The organism is Nostoc sp. UCD121, from assembly GCF_014222285.1.
Taxonomy (GTDB): Bacteria; Cyanobacteriota; Cyanobacteriia; order Cyanobacteriales; family Nostocaceae; genus Nostoc.
The window spans coordinates 1-1,609 of sequence record NZ_JACKZS010000447.1 but is presented as its reverse complement, the minus strand read 5'-3'; the positions used below and the strand labels follow the sequence as shown (position 1 = coordinate 1,609).

Here is a 1,609-nt window from a genome sequence, read left to right as displayed (position 1 = left end):
CCCTTATTTGCAGAGAATGTGGTTTCAAAATCGCCTTGTTTGCGGTTTGAAGCGTTTATGTTTGCAGTTCGCTACAGATAGGGGCGGCGATATCTGCACTCCCGCCTACAATCAAGACTTCTCCCAACTCTGGTAGGTGTTGCGCCCACTTCGAGCGAATTTCTCTCCGGGCTGACTCTACCCACTGGTCACAGGCTTTTTCAAAGATGGAGGAGAAATCAAGTTTGTCTGTCCCGTAGAGGCAATCACCTCGTGCGATCGCGTCCATGATGCCCTGTAAACTGGGGCTGTAATCGAGAGAGTAGACTTCTTTCATCTCTACCGCTACTTGCTGGGCGAGTGCCTTAGTTCCGGGTAGAATCACCTCCGCATCATGGATCATGGTTCCGTTGGGCGTGTAAATTCTGGCTATAGCCGTGCCTCCCCCTAAATCCCAAATTGCGTTCTTCGCCTCTGGGAAGCTGAAAAAACCTTGATTTAAGGCGTAGTGGAATGCTGGCTCAGTCTCATCAACTGGGACAACTTCACCCACGGTATAGGTGATGTATTCGCCATTGCGTTTAAATTCCTTGGTCAGTGGGTGGTTAGCAATTCGCTTCACTGCGGCTACATCGTCATCGTTGAGAGTATTCGGCAGTGCCACAATCATCTGCTGGATGTGTACTGATGTTTGTCCGAGATTGGGCTGGATTGCCGCTAGTGCCAGAATGGATGCCAATTGGCATTTATCTGTTTGAAAGGTAGGCTCACCACCTAGTTCTTGAGCTAATCGCCCAATTACAAAGCGTTTACCGTCAATTTCAATCAATACTGATTGGTCATCGGGCTTGAGCCGCTTCCACTGGTATTCACTGACTTCTTTCACGACACTAAGCAGACATTGCACAACGTTGTTGGGGTCAATCCACTTCACAAAACGGTTGCCTCCATCAAAAACTACTTGCGGTCTTATCTGTCCGTGCTGTGGACTTACAAACCCGTTACTTGGCGGATATGATAAGCCGTAAACTGGCTGGATATATGCGTTTGTCATGGTTCAGATTTTAGAGTTAATCCTTTGATTGATAAGCGTTTGCGGTCAATTCTAGGCGGCTACTCAGTCCACTACCTATTTATCCTTGGTGTGGCATTTCACGCGCTTTATCGTCCGTTTTGCGCTCATGTCTACAATTTAGCACATTAATTCACTTTGTACATTAGTGAAATAGTGAATTTACAGCATAGTTACTTATCGATATGCAAAAATGAATAATGAAAATTAATACAATATTTCACTAAATTAGATTTAATATGACTGAGAAGCAAGTATTTGTGAGGGGGAAGATAAGTGAATCTCAAAAAGCAAGATTTAAAGCTGCTTGCGCCCTAATAAATAGACCTATGGATGAAGTGATGGCAGAGCTTATTGAAGAATGGCTTAAAACTCAAGACATTAAATAGAAATGAACTAAATCAGTACATACGTATTGATTTTTAGTACTATTAGTACTGCAAGTCCATTAAAATTGATACTGTTTTAATCTTTATAATGCTTGCAAAATAAGCATAATTCTTAAAAAGACATTGCTAACAATATTAGTAACGTCAGGTATCCGTATGGCTTTTAATG

The 1,609-nt window shown here is 42.8% G+C and carries 2 protein-coding genes; one reads left to right on the top strand and one right to left on the bottom strand.

The genetic code is table 11. From position 1 onward, the window contains the following. Positions 1–55 precede the first annotated feature (55 nt). Positions 56–1,033, bottom strand: coding sequence for a ParM/StbA family protein (locus GNF10_RS36745; RefSeq protein ID WP_185580522.1), 978 nt, complete (start codon positions 1,031–1,033; stop codon positions 56–58). Between the two features lie 257 nt (positions 1,034–1,290). Here GNF10_RS36745 and GNF10_RS36740 point away from each other — a divergent pair, with 257 nt between their 5' ends. Next, the gene (locus tag GNF10_RS36740) at positions 1,291–1,440 is read left to right on the top strand and encodes a plasmid partition protein ParG (protein WP_083782524.1); all 150 of its coding nucleotides are present in this window, start codon (positions 1,291–1,293) and stop codon (positions 1,438–1,440) included. Positions 1,441–1,609: the final 169 nt, after the last annotated feature.

Coding starts and splice junctions, on each gene's coding strand:
- GNF10_RS36740 (WP_083782524.1), top strand. CDS start 1,291: ATGACTGAGAAGCAAGTATTTGTGAGGGGGAAGATAAGTGAATCTCAA.
- GNF10_RS36745 (WP_185580522.1), bottom strand. CDS start 1,033: ATGACAAACGCATATATCCAGCCAGTTTACGGCTTATCATATCCGCCA.